The sequence below is a fragment of the Nocardia carnea genome, from assembly GCF_029868325.1.
GTDB lineage: Bacteria > Actinomycetota > Actinomycetes > Mycobacteriales > Mycobacteriaceae > Nocardia > Nocardia carnea_C.
In genome coordinates, this window is the sequence record NZ_JARWNW010000314.1 from 39,532 (window position 1) to 56,402 (window position 16,871).

At 67.0% G+C, this 16,871-nt stretch carries 16 protein-coding genes and 1 pseudogene; 4 read left to right on the top strand and 13 right to left on the bottom strand.

Annotated features, from left to right (window positions below):
* Window positions 1–131: 131 nt before the first annotated feature.
* Window positions 132–380, bottom strand: a complete 249-nt coding sequence (locus QH196_RS31280; protein WP_280419454.1) for a hypothetical protein — start codon at window positions 378–380, stop codon at window positions 132–134.
* A gap of 346 nt (window positions 381–726) precedes the next feature.
* On the bottom strand, window positions 727–1,578 hold the full coding sequence (locus tag QH196_RS31285) for an EamA family transporter (protein ID WP_280419455.1): 852 nt from the start codon (window positions 1,576–1,578) through the stop codon (window positions 727–729).
* A gap of 73 nt (window positions 1,579–1,651) precedes the next feature.
* Here QH196_RS31285 and QH196_RS31290 point away from each other — a divergent pair, with 73 nt between their 5' ends.
* Window positions 1,652–2,569, top strand: coding sequence for a LysR family transcriptional regulator (locus tag QH196_RS31290; RefSeq protein WP_280419456.1), 918 nt, complete (start codon window positions 1,652–1,654; stop codon window positions 2,567–2,569).
* Between the two features lie 103 nt (window positions 2,570–2,672).
* Window positions 2,673–3,728, top strand: a complete 1,056-nt coding sequence (locus tag QH196_RS31295; protein WP_280419457.1) for an FAD-dependent oxidoreductase — start codon at window positions 2,673–2,675, stop codon at window positions 3,726–3,728.
* A gap of 70 nt (window positions 3,729–3,798) precedes the next feature.
* Here QH196_RS31295 and QH196_RS31300 read toward each other — a convergent pair whose 3' ends face one another.
* The 3 genes from QH196_RS31300 to QH196_RS31310 form a co-directional block, all read right to left on the bottom strand.
* A complete protein-coding gene (locus QH196_RS31300) occupies window positions 3,799–4,257 on the bottom strand; it encodes an SRPBCC family protein (RefSeq protein WP_280419458.1) in 459 nt (152 codons plus the stop codon).
* 35 nt (window positions 4,258–4,292) lie between these two features.
* Complete coding sequence (locus QH196_RS31305; protein ID WP_280419459.1) at window positions 4,293–4,907, bottom strand: hypothetical protein; 615 nt, start codon at window positions 4,905–4,907, stop codon at window positions 4,293–4,295.
* Between the two features lie 80 nt (window positions 4,908–4,987).
* On the bottom strand, window positions 4,988–7,240 hold the full coding sequence (locus tag QH196_RS31310) for an MMPL family transporter (RefSeq protein WP_280419460.1): 2,253 nt from the start codon (window positions 7,238–7,240) through the stop codon (window positions 4,988–4,990).
* A gap of 177 nt (window positions 7,241–7,417) precedes the next feature.
* Between QH196_RS31310 and QH196_RS31315 the strand changes: the two genes are divergently transcribed.
* Complete coding sequence (locus tag QH196_RS31315) at window positions 7,418–8,047, top strand: TetR/AcrR family transcriptional regulator (RefSeq protein ID WP_280419461.1); 630 nt, start codon at window positions 7,418–7,420, stop codon at window positions 8,045–8,047.
* Between the two features lie 16 nt (window positions 8,048–8,063).
* Here the strand turns inward: QH196_RS31315 and QH196_RS31320 are convergent.
* The 8 genes and pseudogenes from QH196_RS31320 to QH196_RS31355 all read right to left on the bottom strand — a co-directional run.
* A pseudogene (locus QH196_RS31320) lies at window positions 8,064–8,264 on the bottom strand (diaminopimelate decarboxylase); the annotation flags it as partial.
* Window positions 8,265–8,327: 63 nt separating this feature from the next.
* Window positions 8,328–9,566, bottom strand: coding sequence for a globin domain-containing protein (locus tag QH196_RS31325; RefSeq protein WP_280419462.1), 1,239 nt, complete (start codon window positions 9,564–9,566; stop codon window positions 8,328–8,330).
* A 313-nt stretch (window positions 9,567–9,879) separates the two neighbouring features.
* A complete protein-coding gene (locus tag QH196_RS31330) occupies window positions 9,880–10,323 on the bottom strand; it encodes an RrF2 family transcriptional regulator (protein WP_280419463.1) in 444 nt (147 codons plus the stop codon).
* A gap of 115 nt (window positions 10,324–10,438) precedes the next feature.
* On the bottom strand, window positions 10,439–11,950 hold the full coding sequence (locus QH196_RS31335) for a UDP-N-acetylmuramoyl-L-alanyl-D-glutamate--2,6-diaminopimelate ligase (RefSeq protein ID WP_280419464.1): 1,512 nt from the start codon (window positions 11,948–11,950) through the stop codon (window positions 10,439–10,441).
* A gap of 96 nt (window positions 11,951–12,046) precedes the next feature.
* Window positions 12,047–13,264 carry an amidohydrolase family protein gene (locus QH196_RS31340; RefSeq protein ID WP_280419465.1) on the bottom strand — a complete coding sequence of 406 codons (1,218 nt, stop codon included), beginning with the start codon at window positions 13,262–13,264 and terminating at the stop codon, window positions 12,047–12,049.
* 50 nt (window positions 13,265–13,314) lie between these two features.
* Complete coding sequence (locus tag QH196_RS31345) at window positions 13,315–14,616, bottom strand: amidohydrolase family protein (RefSeq protein ID WP_280419466.1); 1,302 nt, start codon at window positions 14,614–14,616, stop codon at window positions 13,315–13,317.
* A 37-nt stretch (window positions 14,617–14,653) separates the two neighbouring features.
* Complete coding sequence (locus QH196_RS31350; RefSeq protein WP_280419467.1) at window positions 14,654–15,892, bottom strand: amidohydrolase family protein; 1,239 nt, start codon at window positions 15,890–15,892, stop codon at window positions 14,654–14,656.
* 19 nt (window positions 15,893–15,911) lie between these two features.
* Entirely contained in the window at window positions 15,912–16,304 is a 393-nt protein-coding gene (locus tag QH196_RS31355; RefSeq protein WP_280419468.1) for a pyridoxamine 5'-phosphate oxidase family protein, read from the bottom strand.
* A 139-nt stretch (window positions 16,305–16,443) separates the two neighbouring features.
* Between QH196_RS31355 and QH196_RS31360 the strand changes: the two genes are divergently transcribed.
* Window positions 16,444–16,860, top strand: coding sequence for a Zn-ribbon domain-containing OB-fold protein (locus tag QH196_RS31360; RefSeq protein ID WP_062978326.1), 417 nt, complete (start codon window positions 16,444–16,446; stop codon window positions 16,858–16,860).
* Window positions 16,861–16,871 lie beyond the last annotated feature (11 nt).

Sequence of the window (16,871 nt, forward strand, 5' to 3'; positions counted from 1 at the left end):
GTGTGGGCACCGGTCGACATGCGCTCACCTCTCGCCACTGTCAACTGTATCCCCGAGTGGTCTCGGCGGCGAGATGCGGAACCCGGCAGCCGGCCGGTGCGATGCGGCCTTGTTATGTACTGCCCGGCTGGTTACGCCGGACAGGCGGGCGGAAGCACCGCGAATACCGGAAACCTGTCGCCGGACGGCGGTGCCCGGAAGCGGACCCGTACCGGCTGCTCGCCGACCGGCGGTAGCTCCCCCTCGATCGTGGTGTACACCCAGGGACCCTCGTCCAGCTCGACGATGGCGATGGTCGCCAGTACCGGATCCACCAGCGCGTTCGCCGCGCATTCCACGACCCGCCAGCACACGATCGATCCGGTGCCTACCGCGGTCACGCGCTCGAAATCCCCGGACGAGCACGCCGAGCAGCGCACCGCCGACGGCGCGAACAGCCTCTGACACGTGACGCACCGGCGGATCGTCAATGCGTCCGGTCTGCATTCCGCATAGTTTTCACAGTCGTGTCGAACCTGGTCCGAATGGCGATATCGCATCTACGAGCCTCGGTGTGGGGATACTGGTGAGCAGCTTCCAGCATCTGCCGGTCCCGCCCGGACCGCGTCGGTCGAACAGCCCGATACATACCTATTTTCCGGAATCCTGGCGGTCAGCGGCGCACACGTCGGCGCCGGAACGCCGCCGCCGCGTGACGGGTGCCACCGGCGCCGCACCGCACAACAGTCAGCTCGGGTCGCCATGCCGGGCTGGGGCCTGCCGAGCGCCGCGGACGGTGGCGGCGGCCGCCGCGGCACAGATACCACCGATCCCCGCCCACCGCTGTACGGACAAAGTCTCATCGAGGACGATCAGCCCCGCACCTGCGGCAACTACCGGCTCCAGGCACAGCAGGACGGCGACCGTGGAGGCGGGAAGTCTTGTGAGAGCGGCCATTTCCAGGGAATACGGAATCACCGCGGACAGCAGTGCGACGACCACGCCGATCAGGAGCACCGAAGGCCGGAACAAATCGAGTCCATCGCTGCTCAGACCCACCGGCACTCCCAGCCCGGCGGCGACGACGAGACCGCAGGCCAATCCGGAATGACCGAGTGCCGGCGCCAGCGCGCGCGAGATCAGCAGATAGGCGGCCATCGCGACCGCCGAGAGCCCGGCGAATACGAGCCCCTGCCAGGCCAAGGCACCGGCACCCGGGTCACGCATAAGCCATAAGCTCGCCGCCACCGCGCCTACGACCAGCAGGTCGGGGAGGCGCCGGGAACCGGCCAGCGCGACGGACAGCGGGCCCAGTAGCTGAATGGTTCCGGCGATACCGAGCGGCAGATACCACAGCGCGGGATAGATCAGGTTCATCCCCGCGACAGCGACTCCCAGCCCGGCCACCAGCGTGCGGTCCCGGCGGGTGCGTGGGAGGCGAACCGGCCGGAAGATCACGAGCAGCACCGCCGCCGCGATGCCCAGGCGTAAGGCGAGAACACCCGACGGGTCGATCCGGCCGAACAGGAACTTGCCGACGGCCTGACCGGACTGGGTGCACAGGGCCGCGGTGACGACGAAGAGCGGAGCAGGAACCACTTTTCCAGCCTGGCTTTGCCCTCGATTGAGGTCCATCGAAAGATCAGGCCGCTGATCGTTTAGCGTTTCCTTCATGTTCGATCTGCGACGTCTGCTGGTACTGCGCGTACTCGCCGAACGCGGCACCGTCACTGCTGCGGCCGCCGATCTGCATGTGACGCCCTCGGCGGTGTCTCAGCAGCTACGGGCGCTGACCGAGGAGATCGGTGTGCCGTTGCTGGCGCGGACCGGCCGCACCGTCGAGTTGACTCCCGCGGCGTACGCGCTGCTCGCCCATGCCGACGATCTCGGTGCGCGCTGGGAGGCCGCTCGCGCCGATATCGCGGCGCGCGGCAACGCGTTGACCGGAATATTGCGGGTATGCGGGGTGTCCTCGGCTGTCGCCGCACTGCTGCTGCCGGTCGCGGCGCGCCTGCGGGAAAGCCATCCCGGTATCGCTGTCCACGTCGGGGAGCTGGAAAGCGAGGAATGCTTCCGGCAACTGCTGGCAGCGCGCGCCGATATCGCCCTCACGCTTCCGGCGGCGCACACCCCGCCCGCCGGTGATCCGCGCTACGAGCAGCGCGTGCTGTTCGAGGATGTGCAGGACCTCCTCGTGCCGCGCGGTCACCCGCTCGCCGAACGGGCCGAAGTCACCCTGGCCGATGCCCGGACCGAGGCGTGGATCGCCAAACCAGCACACAACGACTCCTACGATCTGCTCGTCGCAGCCTGCGCCGCTGCCGGTTTCACCCCGCACATCACCCACCATGTGAAGGAGTGGTTCGCGGTATCCGCCGCTGTCGCTTTCGGATTCGGTGTCTGCCTGCTACCGCGGCTCGTCCCGATACCCGCCGAGCATCCGGTGGTGCGGGTGCCACTGCAGGGCAGTGTCCGGCCGGTTCGCACGATCATCGCCGGAATCCGCCGGGGCAGTGGGGAACATCCGCTCATCGCCACCGGTATGCACACTCTCGAGGCCGTGGCGGCGGAGCTCGCCGCGGCCACATGACATCCGGAACACACGCGGCCTGCGGCTGGGCAGCGGCGTGTCGGTCTGCGTCGGTTAAGGTGCGATCGCACTGCCGACGGCCCAGCAACGGAAGGATTCGCCGATGGTCACTGTCCTCGGCGGCGGAATCGCCGGCACCGCATCGGCCGGTGCGCTGGCCGGATCCGGCCGCCCGGTCACCGTCTACGAACAGCGCCGCGGCGAAGGGGGCGGAGCATTCCTGATCCTCGACGGTCGCGGGCATCGCGGCCTGATCGAACTCGGTGTGCCGGAACACGATCTCCATACCGCGTCGTACGCGCTCGACGAACTGCGCTACACCCCGGACGACGGTGTCACCCGCCAGCGTCCGAGCGAGGGACACCGGTTCTGGCTGCGCCGCGATCTGATGGCGGTACTGACCCGGTTCGCGCTCGAGGCGGGCGCCGAGATCCGCTACGGCGACCCGGTCCTCGAGGTCCGGGCCGATCCTGCCGAGGGCACCGTGCTCCGGCTCGGTGGCAGTACGGTGACGACCCGGGACCTGGTCATCGGCGCGGACGGTATCGATTCGGTGGCGCGGGCCGCTATCGAACCGAACCGGTCCACGGAATACGCGGGCGATGTGGTGGTCTACGGGATGACCGAACGCGCGGTGCACTGCCCGACAGACCCCTTCGTCCTGCACTTCGACGCCGTATCCGGGTCCGGCGCCCGCCCGGCAGCCACCCTCGGGCATATCTGGCGCCCCGCAGCCGACGCGGCCCTGTGGTTTCTGCGGATCACCCGGTCGCCGCTACCGGAGGCAGCGACCGGGATCCGGCCGGTCGGCGAGTGGGCCGAGGCGGTGCTGACAACCACTCCCGCACCGGTTCACGAATTGACCGCCGAGCTGGTGGCCGCAACCGCGTGGGTGCACGTCTCCAACGCCCGCAATGTCCCGCTCGGCCCGGCGGCGCCGCCCACACCACCTGTGGTGCTGGTGGGCGACGCCGACCACGCCATCACCCCGGCGGCGGGCGTCGGCGCCCGGGAGGGCATCGAGGACGTGGTGGCCGTGTACCGGGCGATCGCCGCGGGGGAATCGCCCGCCGAAGCCATGTCGGTTCGCCGGCGCGCGATCGCCGAGGAGCGGGACCGGGTGGCCCGCCGGATGCGCAGCACAGCGGCTGCGGGATGATACCGGCTACTCGCCGGTCTCCCGAAACCCCTCCGCGATATGTGGTGCCGACGGCAGGGCGGGTACCGCTTCAGCGGTCCTCGGCGAGCCGGGCGAGGTTGCCGAGAGAGGCCAGCAGTTTGTCGGCCGTGGTGGCCCGCGCTCGTTCGAGACGTTTCGGATCGTTCAATCGTGACCAGTCATAGGTATGGGTCACCCGGCTGCTGGTCTCGGTGAGGGGCTCGACCTCCCAGCGCCACAGGTGACCCGGGGGCTGCCGGTCCGGTTCCGCGGGCAGCCAGGCGATCAGTCGGCCCTCCTCGAACTCCACCACCTGGTTGTGGCGCACCGCGCCGGTCGTGAGGGTCATGGTGAACACCTCGCCTGCCCGCGAGACGCGCTGCCCGGTGGGGGCGTCGGCCAGATTGTCGTTACCGTCCCACCGTGACTGCTGCGCCGGGTCGGCGATCAACTCGAAGATCTCGTGTGCCGGTGCCGCGATCTCGCGGCTCGCCGATACGACGCGCGATTGCGCACTGCTGTCTGTCATGACCCGATCGAATCACACCGCTGGGTGGGCGGGCGTCAAGGAGTTACCGAGGGCGGCAGGGGTCGCTGGGTGGGCTGTGATTCGCTCGGTGTCCAGACGTCGAAGGGGACCTGAAGTTGAACGGTGCCGGCCTTTTCGAAGGTGAAATCGAACGGGAAGGTCAGGCCGGGTGATGCGCCGGGGTCTTTCATGGTCACGGTGACGGTGATCGGCTGGTCGGGAGCGGCGCTCGGACCGAGATTCTGGATGGGTTCACCGGCGGCGAGAGCGGTCTGCGGGCGCAGTTCCAGCGCGGGACCCGAGCCTTCGATCTTCACCGATTCGGCAGCCGGTGAGGCGATCCCGGTCAGCCGGTCGGATTCGGTCTGGCTCGTATTCACGGCGGTGAAGGCCAGGCGGATATCGGTGTAGAACGGTTTCGGCTGTTCGGCGACCTCGGCTTGGAGGTAGACGTTCTCGAGGTCGATGACGCCGATACTGCCGTCCGTACCGTTGATCGCCGCTTCCATTTCGGCGGTCTGGGTTTGCTGCCCGGCACTGCAACCGGTGACCAGGGCAACGGCCGACAGGACCGCCATCCACCATGCGGACGGGCGTCCCGGCCGGCGCGCCTGCCGGGTGGCTGTGCTGTCCGTATTCGCAGTACCCACGCCGACCCGCGTACCCGGGGCCGCACTACCTACACCATGTAGAGGTTGCGGTTCGGATACGGCGGGTCGCGTGGTTGTGCTCAGCTCCCGGTGAGTACACGCTCCTCGGCGGGCGCCGGCTGTTCCGTATCGAGCCGCCGGGCGAGTCCTTCGCCTTCGATATCGAAGGCGGGTACGAGCGGGGACAGCCATTTCGGCATCCACCAGATCCGCTCGCCCACGATCAGCATGACCGCGGGAACGATGAGCATGCGGACCAGGAACGCATCCGCGAGCACACCCACCGCGAGCGCGAAACCGATGGATTTCAGGATGACATCGTCGACGAGCGCGAATCCGGCGAAAACGCCGATCATGATGATCGCGGCGGCGACCACCACGCGGGCACTGTGGGCGAACCCGTCGATCACCGCCCGCCGCGCCGGGGTCCCGTGGACGTGGGCCTCACGCATCCGGGTGACGAGGAAGACCTCGTAGTCCATCGCGAGACCGAACAGGATCCCGGTCAGCAGGATAGGCAGGATGAACAGCACCGGGCTGGTGGTGTCCAGGCCGACGAGTTCGTTCAGCCAGCCCCACTGGAAGACCGCGACCGTGGCGCCGAGCGAGACACCGACCGAGAGCAGGAAGCCCAATGCGGCCTTGACCGGCACCCAGATCGAGCGGAACACCGCGATCAGCAGGATGATCGCCAGGCCCACCACTACGGCGAGGTAGATCGGGAACACCTCGGTGAGCTTGTCGGCGATATCGACGCCGACCGCGGTCTGGCCGGTGACCAGGGCACGGGCGCCGGTTTCCGACGGTAGATCGGCGACCGTGGTGCGGATATCGGCGACGAGGTCCTTGGTGGCCTGATCCGACGGGCCGGAGGCCGGGATAACGGTGAGGGTGGCGAACCGGACCGTTTCGAGCTGCTGCGCGAACATCTGCCGGGCCTGCGGAGTATCGCTGGTGACCGCCGGGACGACGGTCGCGATATCGGAATCTGCTCGCCCGGCCATGTTCTGCAGGTCCTCGGTGACCGTTTGCACGGCCGCCGCGGGATCGGCGGCATGCGCGGTATCGACGACCACGACGAGCGGGCCGTTGGCGCCGGCGCCGAAGTTCTCCGAGATCAGGTCGTAGGCGATGCGGGCATCGCTATCGGCGGGTTTGCTGGAATCGTCGGGCAGCGCGAGCTGCATGGAGGTCATCGGCAGTGCGGCCACCGCGGCGACGGCGATACCGCCGGCGAGGGCGAGCCATTTGCGCCGGGCGATACCTTCCACCCAGCGGCGGCCGTGGGTGCGGTAATCCGTTTCGCCCGCCTGCTTCAGATAGCGCGGTTTGCCCTGCATGACCTTGTCGCCGGCGAAGCCGAGGATGGCCGGGAGCAGGGTGAGCGAGATGAGCACGGCGATCGCGACGGTGAACGCGCCGGCCAGGCCCATCTGGGTGAGGAACCCGATATTGCACACCGCCAGGCCCACCAGGGCGATGATGACCGTGGCCCCCGCGAAGACCACGGCCGAACCCGCGGTGCCGACCGCCCGTCCGGCGGCCTCCTCGAGCGAACGACCCGCGCGGACCTCGCTCTGGTATCGGGACATGATGAACAGGGCGTAGTCGATCCCGACCGCGAGGCCGAGCATGGTGCCGAGGGCGGGGGTCGTGGAGCCGAGTTCGACGAACCCGGTGAGGGTCGTGATGGCGAGCATCCCGATACCGACGCCGACGAGCGCGGTCAGCATCGGCATGCCGGCGGCCACCAGCGATCCGAAGGTGATCGCGAGTACCACCAGCGCCACGGCGATACCGACCACCTCGGCCAGCGGCATCTCGAATTCGCTCAGCGCATCACCACCGATGGCAACGGCCAGGCCCGCGTCTTCCGCGTTGTGGGCGGCGGTTTCCAGCGCCGAGCGGTCGGCGTCGGCGAGTTCGTTGGCGGTTTTGCTGTAGGTCACCGCGGCGTAGCCGACCCGGCCGTCGGGGGAGAGGGTGCCGCCGGTGAAGGGGTCGGCCACCGATTGCACGTTCTCGGTCGACAGTTCGCGCAATGCTGTGGCGACCGCCGAGTTGTAGGCGGGTTCGGTGAGCGACCGGCCTTCGGGGGCCTCGAACACCACGCGCGCGGTCGCGCCGTCCGGGGACGCCTGCGGGCTGCGCTGTTCGATGAGTTCGAAGGCCTGGGTGGATTCGATACCGGGCAGTTCGAATTTATCGCTGGTCTTCCCGGATAATGTCGCCGCTCCGACCGCCAGAACGGCCAGCAGCACCACCCAGATCGCCGCCACCGCCCTGCGGTGCACGAACGACCAGCGGCCGAGCCGGAACAACTGCCACGCCATGCGCTTTCCTCCGAGCGATTATGTGGACCTTGTGGTCCGGTTATGCTCAAGGGTAGAAGCGAGTGGACCCGAGGGTCCACTTCGGCGAGGAAGTTGTGGAGCAACTCACCCTGCGCCCGGGATGAGACGTGCGTCTCGATCCGGCAGGATGGATGCGGATTTCGTGGAGGCGACACCATGACCGGTAGGACGGCAGCGCAGCCGGACACCGCGCGCGACGACGCGCAGAACGATGACGCACAGAACTGGGCGGGTCGCCGGGCGGATGCCCGGCTGAACCACGAACGGGTGCTGGCCGCGGCCCGGGAAGTGTTCACCGAGCACGGGATCGGCGCCACCATTCCGCAGGTCGCGGCCCGGGCCGGCGTCGGCAAGGCCACGGTCTACCGCAGCTACCCGACCAAGGCAGATCTGGTGCGGGCGCTGGCGCAGCAGCATATCGAGTGGTTCCACGAGCTCGCCGCCGCCGCGGTCGCGGCGGCGCGCGACGACGCCTACCGTGCGCTCGAGGACCTGCTGGAACAGGTGACCGCCCGCCTGGCCCAGGACCGGTTGATGGTCGAGGTGCTCAGCGGTTTCGAAGGACTCGACCAGCGTCTGGGGGATCGGCTCGAAGAGCTGCTGACGCTGGGACGCAGGCAGGGCAGCCTGCGTGCGGACGCCACCGGGATGGATGTGCAGATCCTGGTGTCCGGTGTGGCCCGCGCGCTCATCGAGCTCGATATCCGGGACCCGGAGGTGTGGCGGCGCTACGCCCGTCTCGCCCTGGCCGCGTTACGCCCCGATCCCGCGCCGCCGGCCCCTTGACGTTCTCCGCGCAGATTCATCCGCCGATATCGCGAGCCGGCAGATCGGCGACGGTCTCGCGGCGGACCAGTTCCCGGGCGTAAACGTCACTTACGGCGATCACCGGCGGCCTGCCAACACAGTTGTAGGAGGCCGACAGACGGTGGTGGTGGTAGGCGCCCGTACAGGGCACCGCCAGGAGATCGCCGGGCTGCAGGTCGACGGGTAACCGGATATCGGATATCGCGGGCGAGAATATCGCCCGCCTCGCAAGTGAACGGCCGCTCGCTATCCGGTCATCTCACTCGGGCAGCAACCAGTCGTCCGGGCTGAAGAGTTCGAAGTGCATCCGCGACGGCTCAACTCCCGCGGCGGTCAGCTGAGCCCGTACCGACCGGAGGAACCCCGCACCGCCACACAGGTAGTAATCGGCCTCCGCGGGCAGCTCGAGATCGGACACGGTGAGCGTGCCGGCCCGGCCGTCTCCGGTGGGCTGTTCGTACCAGAGCTCGAGGGCAGCGTTCGGCAGTGCCGCCACGAGGTCGCGCTGGACCGACCGCAACGGGTGGGTGCCGGTATCGCGATCGGCATGGGCAACGAGCACCTGCCGCGGGGAGCCGGCGCCGGCGAGGTGTTCGAGGATGCCGATCATCGGCGTGATACCGATTCCGGCCGAGATCAGCACCAGTGGTGTGGCCGCCGCGGGATCGAGGGTGAGGTCACCGAACGGCAGGGTGATTGTCAACGTGTCGCCCACGGCGATATGAGTCGTCAGGTGGGTCGAAACCTCCCCCGCAGGCTGATCCGGGGTGGCCGCCACCGGGCGTACCGCGAAGGCGAGCCGCCCGTCGCGCGGCGCCCGGACCAGGCTGTACTGCCGCAGCTGCCGGGCCCCGTCGGGCAACGTCGCGCCGACGGAAACGTACTGGCCGGGAAGGAAATCCGGTAGCGGCCGAGCGGGATCCGTGGATTCCACGACGAAGGTCACCACACCCGACGGGTCGTCGATACGCTCGGTGACCACCGTCTCGCGGAACACATCGCCCGGTTCCGCCCCGGCACCGGCATACAGTCCACGCTCGAACTCGATGAGAGTGTCGGCCATCAGCCAGTAGACGCGATCCCATGCCGCGGCGATGTCCGCGGTAACCGTTTCGGCGCCCAGCACTTCGACGATCGCGGCGAACAGATGCTCGTGCACCACCGGGTACTGCTCGGCCACGATGCCCAGGGAAGCGTGCTTGTGCCCGATCCGCGCGAGCATCTCCCGCGGATGCGGCAGTGCCGGATCCACCAGATGGGTGGCGAAGGTGGCTATCGATGCGGCCAGCGCCCGCTGTTGCGCGCCCTGTGCCTGGTTGCCGCGGTTGAACAGGCCGGTGAGCAGTTCGGGGTGGGCGGCGAACAACTTCTCGTAGAACAGGGCGGTGATGTCGTCGATATGCGCAGCGATCACCGGAAGGGTCGCGCGGACCGTCTCGGCGTGGTGCGCCTCCAATTCTGCGGGAAGGTCCGGGGCCGATATCGCGACGGTTGTCATGCTGTTCTCCTCGTCGAGCGGAATCGCGGCTCGAATGCCACGACAACACGGTATCCAATTCCGTGGCGGAAAATAGGTGCCGACGGCGTGAAGTAAATTACCCACGGTTGTGCGGAATATGTCGTCGGCGCCACAGTGGTCGTCGAACGCGGACGAAACCGGTGATGCTGCAATGGAAGTGCTCGAAGAGGGAGGTGTCGCACTGGTTCGGGAACGTGCTGGAAAAGAGTGTGAACCGATTTCCGGTGCAATTGATCCGTCGGCCGAACCGATGTTTTTGTATTGCGGTTGATATTTCCCGCAGACGGATTATCTAACGTTCGGGAATTTCCGGCATATACAGTAATTGCACGGTTCGGCTGTCGACCAGATCGCCGAGCGTGTACCGGTCCAGATTCCGGTAGAAACTCTCCTGGGCGTCGGCCAGCATATGCCGCAACCGGCAGGCCGCGGCCAGCGGGCACGGGTTGGCGCCCACGCATTCCACGACCTCACCGCGCCCCTCCAGCCCGCGCACGATCTGACCGACGGTGGCCGTACGCCCGTGATCGGTGAGGAAGATGCCCCCGGTGCGGCCGCGGTGGGAATCCACCAGGCCCAGCTCGGCGAGCTTGGTCACTGCTTTCGCGATGTAGTGTTCCGACGCGTTCATCTGGCGGGCGACGAGTTTGACGGTGACCCGTTCGGCGGCCGCCCCGCTGACGGCCAGGCGCATCATCACCCGCAGGCCGAGATCGCTGAAGCGGGACAGTTGCACAGAGCCACTCTATTAATTCGGTGTTTGAAAAGCGAATTATCCGGTGTGGTGCTGAACACGCTGAGGGCAGGCCATTTTTCCGGGTTGCAGCGCCGGCGCAGTGATCGGGCGTGCCCTATCGCAGCCGCTGGAGGGCCGGATGCTGCTGGATGGCGTGGCGTAATTCGTCGCGGTCGTCGAAGGCGTGGGTGGTGGTGCCGAAGGTTTGGACAGGGTCGTGTCCTCGACCGGCGACGACTACGACATCACCGGGCTGGGCGAGCGCGGTGGCCAGGGCGATCGCCTCGGCGCGGCCGGGCTGGACGATGACTTCGGCGTGGCAGGCGGCGCGGGCGCCGGCGGCGATATCGCGGCGCAGTACGGCGGCGCTCTCGGAGAAGGGGCTTTCGTCGGTGACGATGACGGTGTCGGCGAACAGGCCCGCCGTCACCCCCAGCGGTCCGCGTTTACCCGGGTCGCGTTCACCCGTGGCCCCGATGACGACGATGACCTTGCCTGTGGTCAAGGAGCGGAGGTAGGGGAATTGCCGCTTCTGGCCCGCCGGGTTGTGCATGTAATCGACGAAGGCGAGGAAGGGCTGCCCGGCGTCGATCCGCTGCATACGGCCGGGAACGCAGTCCAGGCCTTCCATACCCGCGATGGCCGCGTCCAGATCGGTTCCGACCTGCGCGAGCGCGGCGATCGCGCCGAGCGCGTTGTCGGCCTGGTGTGCGCCCAGCAGTTTCAGCTCGACCGGGGCGCGGCGACCGGCGCCGTGTACGACGAACGAGGTGCCGTGTTCGTCGGCGCGGATCCGGTCGGCGTAGAAGTCCGCGGCCGTGGACTGTGTCGAGAAGGTGCAGTGGGGGATGTCCAGGGTGGCTGCGAGGCGTTTGCCGTAGTCGTCATCGATGGAGACGACGGCGCAATCGCTGCGCTCGGGCGAGAACAGCTCGGCCTTTGCCGCGAAGTAGTCGTCGAGATCGCGGTGGAAATCCAGGTGGTCCGCGCTCAGATTGGTGAAGATACCGACACGGAAGTGGGTCCCCTCCACCCGGTTCAGTGCCAGGGCATGGCTGGACACTTCCATCGCGACGGCGCGGGCGCCTTCGGCGCGCAACGCTGCCAGTGTGCGTTGTAGTTCCCCGGCTTCCGGGGTGGTCCGCACCGCCGGGCGCGCGCCCTGTGGCCCGCAGAGGGTGATACCGGTCAGCAGCCCGTTCTCGATGTTCGCGCCGCTCAGGCCGGCGCTGAGCAGGTAGCTCGTGCTGGTTTTTCCGTTGGTTCCGGTCACGCCGAAGACGTCGAGGTGCCGGGACGGTTCGCCGTAGAACCAGGAGGCGAGCGGGCCGAGTATGCGCCGCGGGTCGGCGACCACGAAGGTCGGGAGACCCGCGCAGGGCCGGTCGCTGATCGCCGCGATCGCGCCGCGTGCCGCGGCCTCGCCGGCGAAATCGGCGCCGTGATGGTTCGCCCCGGGTAGCGCCGCGTACACCTCACCGGCGGAGACGAGCCGCGAATCCTGGCTGATGCCGGTAGCCGTCGCATCGGCGCAGGTCCAGGGCAGGCCCAGATACGCGGCCACATCGCGTAGTGCCCGCTGCGCCGGCGGGTTCGGGCGATCGACACTCCTGAACGGCGAGGTCATGGGCACAGTGAACCACCTCGCCGCCGGATGCCGCGGTAACCGTGCCGCGTCGCGGTGCCGGGCATCGTCGAAGTGCCCGCGGGCCCGTTGCGGCGATCAGCCGGACACGCCGAGTGGGACCTTCGAACCGAGCAGCTCGAGAGCGTTGTCGCGCATCACCTTCCGGGTGTCCTCATACGAGAATTCCGGGAACTGCGGGATATCCGCGGTGAAAGTGGTGGGATCGGCGAGCCCCTCGCCGTGCGGCCAATCGGATCCGAACAGCACTTTGTCCACGCCGATGGTCTCGGCGAGGAGTTTGACATCGTCCTCGTAGTAGGGCGCGATCCAGACGTTGTTCTTCAGCTGCTCCACCGGATCTTCGGTGAAGTGGTAAGGCGCGGTATTCGCCGCTTTCTTCAATCGTTTGATCAGCCGGTAGACGAAGTACGAGCCGTTCTCGATGCTGACCACCTTGAGCTTCGGGTGGCGGGTGAACACCTGGTGCACGATCATCGAGGCCATCGTGTCGTGGATTGCGCGGTCGTCGAGCAGGAGCTGATCCAGCGGATCCTTCTTGCCGAACCCTTCGAAGGTCGCCTTACCGCCCCACAGTGCCGCGATGGCGAGGTAGCCGCTGTCGGACAGGTGGAATCCCACCGGAACGCCTGCCTCGGCCAAACGGGCCCACACCGGGTCGTGCAGCGGATCGCCCAGGGAACGCGGTCCGGTCACGCCCGGGACCGGCGCGGGGCGCACCAGTACCAGCTTCGCCCCGCGTTCCAGGACGAATTCGACCTCGGCGACGGCGGCTTCCGGGTCGGCGAGGGAGATCATCGGCGCCGAGATGAACCGGCCGTCGGGACGATCGAAGCCCCAATCCTCGTCCAGCCACAGGTTGAACGCGTGCAGCGAGGCCATTGTGGCGGGAATATCGTGTTTGAGTGCCTCTTCGACGCCGCAGGCGAAGGTCGGCAGCATGAAAACGGTTTCCAGTTTCTGACGGTCCAGAACTTTCACCCGCGCTTCGCGGTTCTGGTACTCCGGATGATCCGGCAGCCGGTCGAGTTTCATCAGCGAACCCGGATCCACGCCTTCGGGGATTTCACCGCGGAACAGCAGATCGAGGCAGCCGGGTTCGACGATGGGATCGAACGTCGGGTTGGGGACGAAGTGGTTGACCTTTTCGCCCATCAACGCCAGCGTGCGTTTACCGCTGGTCACCATCTGCACGCCGCGGGTTCTGAACTCCTTGGGCAGATGGCGGGTGAAGGCGTCCAGCGGTTCGTAGTAGTGGTTGTCGACGTCTACGGCGAGATAATCCAGCGTCGTCATATTCGGTATCCTTTCGGTCCGGCCGTCGGTTTCGCGATCGCCGGGGGCCGCTATTCGGTGGCGGTGTGTGCGGTGGCCGCGTCGATCTGGGAGCGGTAGGCGGCCAGTTTCTCTGCGGCAGTGGTCTGCTGGTGGCTGCGCGCCTTGATACTGACGTCGTGACCGGCCGAGGCAGCGCGCAAAGCGCCGACGGTTGCCTTTTCCCTCGGCACGTGGGTGAAGGGGTCGAACGAATACCACTTCATGGCATTGAGGTGGGTCATCTTGTGGATCTCGTCGTCGGGGACGTTCTCGGCCTCGAATACCGAGTTGAGTTCCTCGGGTGCGCCCGGCCACATGGAATCGCTGTGCGGGTAATCCATTTCCCAGGCGATATTGTCTATGCCGATCTCGTGGCGCAGCCGAACCCCGATCGGGTCACTGATGAAGCAGGTCAGGAAATGCTCGCGGAACACCTCGCTGGGCAGCTTGCCGCCGAAGTCCTGCATCGTCCAGGTGGAGTGCATATCGAAGGTCCGGTCGATGCGCTCCAGGAAGTAGGGGATCCAGCCGGTACCGCCCTCGGAAAGTCCGATCTTGAGGTCGGGGTACTCCTTCACCGGGCGTGACCAGAGCAGATCGGCCGCCGCGGAGACGATGTTCATCGGCTGCAGCGTGATCATCACATCCGGCGGGGAATCCGTGGCGGGGATGGAGAGTTTGCCGGACGAGCCGATATGCACATTGAGCACGGTGTCGGTGTCCACCAGTGCTTTCCACAGCGGATTCCAGTACTCGTCGTGGAAACTCGGATAGCCGAGCGCGGCCGGATTCTCGGTGAAGGTGAGCGCATGCACCCCTTTCTTCGATACCCGGCGCACTTCCTCGGCGCACAGTTCGGCGTCCCAGATCACCGGCAGCGCCATGGGGATGAAACGGCCGGGGTAGGCGCCGCACCATTCGTCGATATGCCAGTCGTTGTACGCCCGCACCAGTGCCAGCGAGAAGTCCGAGTCCTCGGTGGCGAACAGGCGGGCGGCGAAACCGGGGAAGGACGGGAAGTTCATCTGCGCCAGCACACCGCCGGCGTTCATATCCTTGACCCGTTCGTCCACGTTGTAACAGCCGGGACGGATCTCGTCGAGACCCTCCGGTTCGAGGCCGTACTCCTCCTTCGGGCGGCCGGCGACGGCATTGAGCGCCACGTTCGGGATCACCCGATCCCGGAACTTCCACATATCGGCGCCGTTCTCCATCCGGACCAGGCGCGGCGCATCGTCGGCGTATTTCGCTGGCAGGTGGTTGGCGAACATATCGGGCGGTTCGATGATGTGGTCGTCGACGCTGACGAGGATCATATCGTTCTTGTCCACGGAGGTACTCCCTTCGAGCCCTTTACTGTAAGAAAAACTATAACGCTGCCGGTGCGGCTGTTGCCGGTGGTTCGGCGGCGGCGGGGTCCGGATTCTCGATCGGCAGGCCGAGGAACCGGCGGGCATTGTCGCCCAGGAAATCCCAGGTCCGCCGGTTGTCCATACCCTCGGCGTATTTCCAGTACGCCTTCGGCTCGGGCAACCCCTCCGGATGCGGGTAATCCGAGCCGAACATCACCCGGTCCCAGCCGACGGTGTCGACCACATCGGCGACCGAGCCCTCCCAGAACGGGCTCACCCAGATATTGCGGCGGAATACCTCGAGCGGGTCCTCCGGGAAGTTCTGCGGCATCTTCTTGGTCAGATCGGCCAGGTCGTGGAACAGCGGGTGGATCCACGAGCTGCCGTTCTCGACGCTGGCGATGCGCAACCGGGGGAACCGGGTGAGGGTGCCGTGGCAGATGAGGCTGCCGATCATGTCCGAGATCTCCCGGTGCCCGAGGGCCAGCCAGCGGAACGAGCTCATGGCCATGAAGTTCTTCGTGGCGGGCGGTTCCCATTTGTTGACGTATTCGTCCAGTGGCGGCTGGCCGGCGTGCAGCACGATCGGCAGCCCCGCGTCCTCCACGTCGCGCCAGAACGGATCGAATTCGGGCAGGGCGGGCGAACGCCAGCCGTTCACGCCTTTCACCGGCGCCGGTTTGATCAGTGCGACCTTCGCGCCGTTGTCCAGGATGTACTGCAACTCTCGCCGGGCGCCGTCGACCTCGGCGCAGTTTATGATCGGGGTGCTGAATATCCGGTCCTCGTAGACGTAGCTCCAGTGCTCCAGCATCCATCGGTTCAGCGCGTGGATGATCGCCATGGTCAGCTCGGGGTCGTCGGCCGCGGAATGCTCGACCAGGCTGGCGAGGGTGGGGTAGTTGAGCGTCTCCCGGACGCCCTGGCGATCGAGTTCGGCGATCCGGTCCGCGGGGTTGCGGGTGGCGGCCGGGGCCTCGATGGCCTCGCCCTGCATCTCCCGCAGGGTCAAGCCCTCGGTGTTCTCTCCGGCGAAGAACTTCTCGTGTGCGCCGGGCGCGGCGACCCGCTCGAAGGTCGGGTTCGGGATGAAGTCGGTGATCCGGCCGTTGATCGCGATCCGGGTGTGGCGCCCTATGCGGGCGTACTGCACCGCCTGCCGGTACCGCTCGGGCAGGTACCTGGTCAGGGCATCGGCCGTCTCGTACATATGCGCGTCGGCGTCGAAGATCGGAATATCGGGGGCTCGAGTCATATCGGTATCTCCTGAACGGCTATTTGGCGACGAATCTGGTGGCGTCGAGAATCAGGACGACCCGGTCGTCGACGTCCGCGGGCGGCTCGCCGCCGGTGTCGCCGTAGCGCTCGCCCAGTTCGGCATAGAACTTTCCGTCCTCGTCGCCTTCCACGGTCACCAGCCAGCCGCGAATCTCCAGGCAGCGTTCCGGCGCATCCGGGTCGGTGAGCAGGAACGAGTAGTTCGGATTGGCCTGCAGGCTGGTGAACTTCCGGCGCGGGATCGTATGGCTCATGCGCAGATGTGCGCCGTCCCAGGTGAAGCGCATCGGTGCCTGCTCCGGTGACCCGTCGGGTGGCACGGTCGCGAGGACGCCCACGAGGGGCCGGTGCAGCAGGTCCTCGAGGTCACCGGGAATTTTCGAGCTCATGAATCCACCTCGCAACTAGCGGGTCGAAATGGTTACCGTTGATATTACCGTAAGCTACCATTGCATGGCCGGATGCGGTACGGGTCATTGCCTGGACGGCTTAACGGTAAGGCTATCGGTAGAAGCGAGGACGACAACGATGCAGCGAATGATCGCACCGGAGATATCGACATGGCCGGATGGTGACTTCCGGCTCGTAGGCGGGGCCTGCGGTGACTGCGAGGCGACGGTCTTCCCGGTACAGCAGCTGTGCCCGCGGTGCAGCCGGCCGGCGGTCGAGCCCATCGATCTGCCGAACGAGGGCGTCCTGGTGGCCTGGACAACCCAGGGGTTCCTGCCCGGACCGCCCTATCTCGGCGACGAGACGGCGAAGACGTTCGTTCCATTCGGCGTCGGGCTGGTGCAGCTCGGCGACGTCATCCGGGTGGAAGGCAGGCTCACCGAGAACGACCCGCACAAACTGGAATTCGGTATGCGGGTCGGCCTGACCACCGTGCCGCTCGGCACCGATGCCGACGGCAACGAGGTCCTCACCTTCGCCTTCCAGCCGCTGTAGACGACCAGGAG